The following is a 9,542-nucleotide window of genomic DNA, read 5'->3' on the forward strand; positions in this document are numbered from 1 at the left end:
TTTATAGAAGCAGGGGAATATTTTCTCATTATTGTTCAAAGTGTTTCAAGAATAATAACACAATAAAAAGATAAAAGATGTCTACAGAGTCTTAACGACTTAGTAGACACCTCTATATGACAAGACGAAATCATATTCTAATCAACCTTAGATTTACATATCTTAAGTGAATCTCTTGACTCTCTTTTTCAATGAAAATGAACATTACCTTCTCCCTATTCTTCTCTTCCCCCTATTTGTCTAATCTAACCAACCATTTTCCCTACTGCCACTTCCCTCTCTCCGGATCTTCCAGCCGCCGATCTTCTGCTGCTCATGCCATAGGCGATAATACGTGCCTTCATGCGCAAGCAGTTCTTCATGTGTGCCTTGCTCCGCAACCCGACCCTGCTCCAGCACAACGATGTTATCCGCTCCGCGGATCGTCTTCAGGCGGTGAGCGATGACGAGCACCGTCTTGCGCTGCGTCAGCTTCTTAATCGCGCGCTGCAAATGCATCTCGTTCTCCGGATCCAGCGAGGCCGTCGCTTCATCCAAAATGATGATTGGTGCGTCCTTGAGAATGGCTCTAGCGATCGCAATTCGCTGCTTTTCTCCTCCTGACAACATCGCCCCGCCTTCTCCAGCAATCGTAGCGTAACCGCGCGGAAGCTTCATAATGAAGTCATGGCAATAAGCCTCCTTAGCTACCTTCACCACTTCCTCATCCGATGCATCCAGCTTGCCCATTCGAATATTGCCTGCAATCGTTTCATTGAAGAGATATGGTTGCTGCTGCACCGTACTAATTCGGCTTAATAGCTCCTCACTTCTTATCGCACGCACATCTACGCCGCCGATTTTTACAGATCCCTTCGTCACATCCCAATAACGTGACACCAAGCCCGCTAATGTAGACTTGCCTGCACCGGAAGGCCCAACGATAGCGGTCAGGCTGTTTTCAGGGATATGCAAATGAATATCCTGTAACACCTCAGCATCCCCGTGACTGAACGATACGTGATCAAATTCAATCTCGAATGATTGCGGAAGCTGGGGCTGTGCAGGCTCTTCCAATGGCTCCTCATCAAAAATGTCCCTGATGCGTTCCCCTGCAGAGGTCATATAGCGAATTTGAATCAGTGATGCGCCTGCCACACGAAGCGGCTGATAGAACTTCATGCTGACAACCAGAAAAATAAGCAGCACAGAGACATCGATAACCCCGCCTTCCAGCAAGTAGCAGCCCACCATAAGCAGCAGGATAAACCCAAGTTCCAGCACAATGGAGAACAGCATGACAACAGGCGAAGTCATTGCCTCCACTCGTATACTATCATCTCGCAGTCGTGCCATGGCTTGCTCCAATCTCCTAAATCGCTGACCTGTTTGATTGTGAGCCTTCATCAGTCGAATCGTCTGTACATATTCCAATAGACGCGAGTTTACAGCCACTGCTGCAGATTGCCGCTGCTTGCTGCGCTTTGCCATCACTCGCTGCGACCAGAATAATAATGGCAAGGCGAAGGGCACGGATACAAATACAGCGAGCGCTAATCGCCAATCGACAAGCAGCAGGAACAGTGCGCTTACGATGGGCAGTGTAATCGCCCCAATGAATTGATTGAACAGATGCGTCAGAATCATTTCCACTTCATCCACATTTGCCAAGAGCGTGTGACTAATATCCCCTTGATCCTTCCGTGAAAAGTACCCCATCGGGAGCTTGCGCAAATGTTCGCCCAGGCGCAGCCGCACATCCTTCATGATCAATGCGCCTGTACGCTGTGCATCGATCTGTCCCATACTCGCAAATATCGCTTGGACGCAAAATAACAGCAGCAAAATCGCCAGCCACCAGCCAATTTCCAAGGGCGTAGGCGAACCGTTGAACAAGGATATCAATACCACGAATAGCAGCCCCATTGGCGCGGCATTTGCGACCATTTCCACGATGGTGAAAAGTGTTGCTCGAGTGAATAAGGCTCCCGAACGACCGGTTATGAAGCGTATTGTGTCAAACATAGGCCCCGTCCCTTCCTTCCAGTGACCAATCGTCTGCTCCGCGATGCGCCTTCCACATGCCGGCATACAGCGGATTGTGTGCAAGCAGTTCGTCATGCGTGCCCATGCCGGATATGCGTCCATCCTCCAACACGACGATGCAATCGACATCTGTTATCGAGGACAGTCGATGCGCGATCACGATGACTGTCCGTTGATGCATCAGTCTGCTTAGTGCATCCTGAATTTTCGCTTCATTTTCCGCATCTGCGAATGCAAAGGCTTCATCTAAAATAATTATCGGAGCATCCTTCAAAATGGCACGTGCGATTGCAATGCGCTGTCGTTCTCCACCGCTAATATGCACGCCGCCCTCACCGATCAACGTGTTATAGCCGTTTGGCAGCGCCATAATGAATTCATGCGCCTGCGCGGCTTTAGTGGCAGATATCAGCTCATCGTCCTGAGCTTCCCCTTTCCCCATGCGCAAATTAGCTGCTACTGTATCACTCACGACGGGAACATCCTGGAACACAAACGACACCATATCCATCAATTGCTCTGGTGGGATCGAGCGGATATCAATCCCGCCAATCTGAATCGATCCACCTGAAACCTCGTAGAAACGCGCGATTAATTGAGCTGCTGTTGACTTACCCGCTCCTGAAGGCCCAACGAGTGCGGTCACCTTACCATGCTCTGCCGTAAAATGAATGTCGTGTAACACTTGCCGATCCTCATACGCAAACGTGACATTTTGAAAGGAAATATCGAATCGGGTGGTTGGCATGTTCCCCGTGCAGACGGTCAAGGAGGATGACAGCTCCTCTTCCGCTAACAGCTGTTGAATACGCCGAACCCCTTCCATGTTGTTCTGCATCATATGAGCCAAGGTAGAAATCTGGCGCAGCGGTGCAGTTAATCCGACACCGAGCAGCAGAAACAATACAAGCACAGGGAAGGTTACACTTCCTTGACCGTACAACCAAGCTCCCAGCGGCATAATAAACAGCAATCCCGATTCCAATAGAAGCAGGAACAGCGTATACAGCGGCGTTTTTTTGCGCGCAATCTCCCCCCACAGGGCTGCATAGCTCTCAACAGAGTTGCGATAGCGGGCAAAGGAATGTACGGTTTGATTAAACGATTTAATGACAGGCATCGCATGGACAAACTCAACAATTGCGCCGTTCATCGTTTCCGATAAATGATGCATCTGTTTCATATCCTCTGAGCGTCTTCCACGCAAAAATATAATGCCCTGAATCGCATAAGCTGCTGGAATCGGCAGCAAGGCGGCGATCGCAAGGCTCCAGTCCACGCTGAATAAGTATGCTATCGTTAACAATGGTGCCACAAGGGAAGCCGTCAAATCCGGAAGATGGTGAGCGATGAAAGACTCAATTCGCTCCACATCATCGGCTACGATTTTTTTCACACGTCCTGAGTGTTGTTCACTGAAAAAGCCAAGCGGCAGCTTGCCCAGCTTATCGATCAAGCGCACACGCAAATCATAGAGCACATGAAAAGCTGCGGCATGCGCCAGCATGGTCGAAGCCCCCATCAAGATGAAGCGCAGCAATATCGAAATAAAGGCCATAAGAATGAGCCAACGTATGTCGTGCCACTCCACAGTCGAGCGCAGCAAGAGATCCGTGATGCGGAACACAAGCACGTACGGAACCAAAGCAAATACAGCGCCTGCCGCGGAGCAGATACAGGAGGCGATTAATTTGACGCGCCGCTTCTGTACCAGCCGCAGCATAAACGGCAATGGTGTCGTTGCCATGATGCAGCATCTCCCTTCCTTATTCCAAACGTCAATCTAAAACGAACAGCAAATAACTGGAACTATGGATCATCTAATCTTACTGATCCTTTTTCCCCATAGCTTGCATGATCTCTTCGATCCCGTCGATCTTCGCCAATGCCATTGGCCCAGGCAGTGAAGGGTCTGCAAGCTCATACACCCGGTTGTTCTTGACGGCATTCATGCTGTTCCACACCTTGCTGATCTTCATCGCTTCCCTAACACCGCCTTGGATCGGATTCTGCCAGTTGTTGATGACGAACAAGTGATCCGGGTTCAAGGCAGCAAGGCTTTCGAGCGTTATTTGTCCGTTCGCTTGTGCAGCTTCTACCGGCTTCAAGCCAAGCCCCTTATAGAACGGATCAAATCGCCCGTCATTCCACATGACAAACATCTCTTTGCCGCTATACATCGTAAATAGAACGGACTCATTCTGGCGGAACGCCAGTTTTTCCTTATACTCCGCGCTCTTGTGATCGAATTCCGCGAGCACCTGCTCAGCCTTCTCCTCCTCGCCAATGACTTCAGCAATTTGCTTCAGCGTTTCTCGCCATTCTCCAGCCTGCGGGAAAATAACCGTCGGGGCGATCTGCGACAATCGCTCATACTGCTCCTTCATATCATCTGCCGCGATGATCAAATCCGGCTGAACCGCCAGCAGCTTCTCGAGATTGGTCTCCATACCCAAGTCCTGAATTCCTTTGCCTGCGATTTGCTTGCTCAAGCTGGGGAAATTCCGCTTGATAATTTCAATTCCTTGACCGGCAATCGGATACGTGTCCAATACGGCCATATAATCGACAAAGGATATATAAGGCGTTGCGATCTTAAGCGGCTTCGCTTCCACGATCGTCTTGCCGGACAAATGTGTAATCGTTCGCGGGTAAGCTGCCGCTGATGCTGCTTTATTGCCCGCAACTGTCTGCTGTACCACTTCTTTCTCTTTGTCGGCATTTTCCTTGGCATCATTGGCATCATGATTGCCGCATCCTGCAATCAGCAGCAGACATGCACATAACATTACCGTGAATCGTTTCATTGTTTTCATCTTCTCTACTTCCCCTTTGCTAGTTCTAAACTGATCGACGACAGTAGTGAGAACCATTATCAATAGATTCATGTTACTACCTTCCGTTTCTTCCTGACCACCAGTAGAGGGAGTAGTTTGGCGGTTGTACGGATAATGGCAACAAAAAAACTGCTTCACTTGGAAGCAGTCATAACAATTTAATATGTAGAACATCTATTTGCCTTTATCCTTTATAATCTTCCAAGTATTCTTTCATTGAAAATGCCGCCTGCCGACTAAAAACAGAAACAAAATCCATGTCATCAACATTTACCTGCTCAAATTCTGACGGGGCTCCAACATAACCAAGGGGCGTAATCTTTCTCGCGATATCCCCGCCATGCTGCCATTTTTTCAACTCCTCATAAGTAAGATTCGTAGCTTCCAATTCCTTTGCCAACTGAACATTCACTAAACTCGGAAAGTACTTCATCATCATTGCCGTTCCGCCAGCCCCTGCGTGGACATCAGCATATTGGGGTTGCGGAGATGCTGGCAAGTCTACATGAAAAATAAGAAAGTTCTTGTTATCTTGATCAATCTGCAGTTCATTGGCAACCCAATGAGAAATGACAGATCGGATATCAAGCCCCAACTGTTCTCGCCCTTCCGCAATCGCTTCGTAAAGGGCGATCCCATTCTGATGATCACCATGTATATCTATAAGAAAAACATGTTTTACGCTCCAACGGTGCAAACAAGCAAAGATATCAAAAAGGACATGCTTCATCGTTTCTTTTCGAGTTGTAAAGGAGCCTGGGAATCCCCCAGTCACATGATTGATTCCCCAGTAAAATGGAGGAGCAATGATGCTTTCGATTTCCGCTTTCTCTAGTTCATGCTTTATCTTTTTGCAAATAAGATGGCTTACGTAAATATCGGTTCCTGTAGCCAAATGAGGCCCTTGTTGTTCAATGACACCCGAGGGAAGCAGCACAATCGCCCCCTTTTGAATACTGCTCTCAATTTCTGTCCACGCCATATCCGCCATCGTGTCTTCGAAAATAGAATACATGGAAGATCCCTCCCGATCATTATGTTTGTATTGTATGGAAAAACCAGAAAATAACAAGTCTATATTTGGAAGTAAACATTTGGTATACTTAGATTGAAATAAGGGTAAAGCGTTGTGCATATTGCAATTTCACTCGTAGCGATTTGCACACTAACATACAACTACCTATCGAAACATAAAAAACCGCCCCTTATGGAGCGGTTTTTGTGTTGAAATGGTGTCATGCGCTTATGACAAGCCTTGTCGATTATTCCTTCAGTAGCTGCCAGAAAGTATCTGGAGCGAACTGCTTATCGGTGCTATTGCTAGGGTCACAGCTGTAAATAAAGACGATACAGCATTCGTGCGGCTTCCCCGCGCGTAACCGCCTCGCGTGCTTTAATCTGTTTATCGGCAGGAACATCGATCAGGCGCTGCTTCACAGCCAAGGACATTGTGGGCTTAGCCCACTTGGATACTGTTTCTTTATCTACAAATCGATTTAAGTACTCCTCCGGATTCGAAGGATAATAATAATGCTTCCTCTCATGCAGGAATCTTGCGCCAATAGCGGTCATTTCTTGCCGCTCTATGGTACGATCCGGCATAAATGTTCCGTCAGGATAACCTTCAACGATATGATTTTTTTCGGAAGAAGCGATAAATGGATAATGCCATTGCGGCGGCTCCACGTCCGAGAAGCTTTCCTTTGCCGTTTCATCCATAGCGTTAAACACTTTGACCAGCATCGTCGTGAACTCTGCACGGGTTAGCAGAGAATCGGGCATAAAATTGCCGTTTCCTTTTCCAGAAACGATTCCTTTGGAGCCTAAAAACTGCACCGCTTGCATCAACTCTGGATCTCTGCCGTTCATATCCGGGAATGATTTTGAATTCTCTTCTACAAGATAGGTTCCAGAACGATTAATTTCCGCTTCCATGCCGTTTTTGGACGGATTATACTTCCCACCGATCGGCTCCCTAGCCTTCCCATTCACATAGAACACACTTGTATTTGTCGCATCGATTTGGCTAGTAGGCAGAATGAGCTGAATATTACTTGGTATGCCCGAAAGCTCCTGCCCTTGCTCATTTTGAAACTGTACACGATATCCGCCGTTACTCTCTTTCGCCAGACGAATAACGATAACCGGCTGTGATTGGAACAGTCGCTCTGCGGTCGCAACATTGAATACGAGTTTCGCATCCCCTGCTTGAACGGTTATATAGTCAATATCCTTCCGGCCCACTAAGCCTTCTTTATTAAGCTTGAACACATATTCATTTGGGTTGGATAAAGTCACAATTTCCGCATTCACAATCAGTTCTCTCGCAAGTGTAATCTTATTCTCTGATAGCGTCTGCTGTATTGCTGACTTCTCCTTAGACGCATTTCCAGCTAAACGTGCAATCAGCTCGGATGTGATCACGAACTGGCCGTTAACAGGAGTCATCTTCTCAGTGCTTGCGGCGGAGATCACAAGCTCTCCTGCTTGTGTCAATCCTTCCACCATAAGCGGATTCTGCTTGTCAATGTCAGGAAGCGAACGGACAGCTGTGAGATACGTATTGGACTGCATGCTGCCACCCATGACATACAGCAATACATAAGTCGTCTCATTCGGTACACCAGGTCTGCTTATGGTAGCGCGCACAATGGTTTGTCCCGAGTTGATCGCTTTTACAACCGGTACACCATTCACATTGGCCAGGGTACCAATGCTCGGATCGTCAATGGTATACGTAATCTGAGTCCTGGGAACCACGTTGGTTGCGATTATCGGCTGTTGTCCGCCAGGCTGCAGCATCGTTATAAATGGATAAAGGCTGATTTCAGGCGATGTTCGTTTTTCTGGCTGAACTACTGCCTCAGGACGCTTCCCAGTTGGTGTCTCTGTTGTTCCAGTACGTTCGCCATTCGGTGTTTCTGTTGTGCTTGGACGTTTACTAGTTGATATTTCTGTTGTCCCAGAGCGAATGTCAGCTGCCGTGCCTTTCGTGAACACAACAAGCTTTGGCAAGGAAGCATAACTATTATCCCACGCCCACAATGTCTGGTCCTTTTTGAACGCATAATACCATGTAGAATATTTGTCCCGGTGCTTAAGGTATATGGTAGCGATATCCGTAAGCCCGGGGAATACTTTATCATCGTTGTACACGGACCAAAGCTGATCATTCGTTTGTAAAGAATACATGGTGTCGATAAATTGATCTAGCAACATCATGCGCGACATCATGCTAAACTCAACCATAGCCCGAGCGCCTGTTGCTTGGTGTATTTGCTTGGGAATCGCTTCAGGCTCATACGCAGGCCAGGACCAGACCGTTCCATCTTGCTTGAATGCAAAGTTTTCATAACCGCTTAGCTGTATATTGACGATATTGACAAGTCCTTTGATCTGCTCGGGCCCTTTGTTTTCAGAGATATAATCCGGAAGGTACGAACTTGTACTCCACCTCCATACCGAACCGTCTTTCTTAACCGCGTATACCAAACCGCGCGCAGAATTTATGGATGCGACATCATCAAGCAGCTTGGATTGAATCGGAGTCGACGTGGCATCGCCTATTTCGCTTCCCCAACTCCACACCGAACCGTCTGATTTTAATACGAACAAGGTCTTGAATTTATAGCTGTCGAAAAAATCGGCGACGATTGAAGTTACGTTATCCAAATCTTTGATGGGCGACGGAGTATTCATAGGGCTATGTATAATAGTGGCGTCGGCTTCGCCAGTTTTTGAGTCCCAATACCAAACGGTTCCGTCCTTTTTTAACGCAACGTAGTTAATAACATCTCTACCGTCTATCTCACGCGATTTGTATCTAAATTGCTTCACATCCTGCAAGCCCGGAATGTGGTACATTTCACCTACATAGAAATCTAAAGTTTCTAAATAATCTTTGTTCAAGACCCAAGTCCAAATGCTACCGTCCTTTTTGTCCAGTAACACATTCTCGTCAAGAATGTCGTAATCCTCGCCGATACGTGTATATTGCTGTTCGCTAACAGTACTTCCACTATTCACTTTGGCTTGCACCGAACCTGAATGAGCCGTGAGGGTTAACATAAGGCATAGCAACGCTGAAATTAACCGTTTCATTGTCGACCTCCATTAGAAATATGATTGTATCTCAATGCTGCCTTCCGGAGTTCCCAACAGCAAGCCGATTGCCTGTCCTTCTTTTTCAATTTCGTTTCCCCCTTTTTTTTCTATATGTCTTACTATCCTTTCATCGGTTTATAGCTGCTTTGATTTCACTTTTCCCTAAATTTTCAAAAGCGAAGAAGGATACGCGCTGTCGGTTCGACGAATGATCGAGCTAGAGAGTGTATTTGGGCAACTGAAACATAATAGAGGATTTAGACACTTCCGGCTTCGAGGCTTGTCGAAAGTAAGCCTTGAGATCGGGTGGCTTTCCCTTGCCCACAATTTGCTACAGTGGCCACAATGAAGCAAAAAGGTCGCGTTCAGGTAGAAATATAACCCATAACTCGACCTTTTTGAATCTAACTATCCCTCACAGGTAATAAACCAACTTATAGGACAACCACAGTAAAGAGCGATTAATATGTGGAAATGGTAAGGTCACAGCTGTAAATAAAGACGATACAGCATTCGTGCTGCTTCCCCGCGCGTAACAGCCTCGCGTGCTTTAATCTGTTTATCGGCGGGAACATC

6 protein-coding genes are annotated in these 9,542 nt (G+C 47.1%); 1 reads left to right on the forward strand and 5 read right to left on the reverse strand.

What is annotated here, in order from left to right; all coding sequences use genetic code 11:
• Positions 1-240: 240 nt before the first annotated feature.
• The 5 genes from BLS15_RS08055 to BLS15_RS08075 all read right to left on the reverse strand — a co-directional run bounded on the left by BLS15_RS08055 (position 241) and on the right by BLS15_RS08075 (position 8,963).
• Positions 241-2,100 carry an ABC transporter ATP-binding protein gene (locus BLS15_RS08055; protein ID WP_254777329.1) on the reverse strand — a complete coding sequence of 620 codons (1,860 nt, stop codon included), beginning with the start codon at positions 2,098-2,100 and terminating at the stop codon, positions 241-243.
• Positions 1,997-3,772, reverse strand: coding sequence for an ABC transporter ATP-binding protein (locus BLS15_RS08060; protein WP_090511080.1), 1,776 nt, complete (start codon positions 3,770-3,772; stop codon positions 1,997-1,999). Before BLS15_RS08060 ends, BLS15_RS08055 begins: the two co-directional genes overlap by 104 nt.
• Before the next feature lie 79 nt (positions 3,773-3,851).
• Entirely contained in the window at positions 3,852-4,841 is a 990-nt protein-coding gene (locus tag BLS15_RS08065) for an ABC transporter substrate-binding protein (RefSeq protein WP_090511083.1), read from the reverse strand.
• Between the two features lie 205 nt (positions 4,842-5,046).
• Positions 5,047-5,997 (reverse strand): creatininase family protein, encoded by a 951-nt coding sequence (locus tag BLS15_RS08070; protein WP_090511085.1) that lies wholly within the window; start codon positions 5,995-5,997, stop codon positions 5,047-5,049.
• A gap of 191 nt (positions 5,998-6,188) precedes the next feature.
• On the reverse strand, positions 6,189-8,963 hold the full coding sequence (locus tag BLS15_RS08075) for an S-layer homology domain-containing protein (RefSeq protein ID WP_090511087.1): 2,775 nt from the start codon (positions 8,961-8,963) through the stop codon (positions 6,189-6,191).
• Between the two features lie 169 nt (positions 8,964-9,132).
• Between BLS15_RS08075 and BLS15_RS08080 the strand changes: the two genes are divergently transcribed.
• Complete coding sequence (locus BLS15_RS08080) at positions 9,133-9,315, forward strand: transposase (RefSeq protein ID WP_302848145.1); 183 nt, start codon at positions 9,133-9,135, stop codon at positions 9,313-9,315.
• Positions 9,316-9,542 lie beyond the last annotated feature (227 nt).

Source organism: Paenibacillus sp. cl6col, from assembly GCF_900102125.1.
Lineage (GTDB): Bacteria > Bacillota > Bacilli > Paenibacillales > Paenibacillaceae > Paenibacillus_B > Paenibacillus_B suaedae.